Here is a 230-nt window from a genome sequence, read left to right on the forward strand (position 1 = left end):
CCGCCGTCGCGCAGCGGTGACTTGAAGAAGGGCGGGAGCCACAGGCAGTCCACGCCCAGCCATTGCAGGTAGTCCAGTTTGGCGGTCAGACCCTTGAGGTCGCCGATGCCGTCGCCGTTGCTGTCCTGGAAGGAGCGGACGAGGACCTCGTAGAAGACGGCTCGTTTGAACCAGTCCGGGTCGCGGTCCTTGGCGGGGGTGTCCTCGAACTTGTCCGGCACGGGCTCGTT

General features: G+C 65.7%; 1 protein-coding gene. It reads right to left on the reverse strand.

Translation table 11 applies throughout. The annotated features are described in order from the left end of the window. Positions 1-230, reverse strand: a 230-nt coding sequence (locus K7854_RS37390) for an alpha-amylase family glycosyl hydrolase (RefSeq protein WP_264088208.1), incomplete at both ends; no start/stop codon positions are given.

It is taken from the genome of Streptomyces hyderabadensis (assembly GCF_020404845.1).
GTDB classification, from domain to species: Bacteria; Actinomycetota; Actinomycetes; order Streptomycetales; family Streptomycetaceae; genus Streptomyces; species Streptomyces hyderabadensis.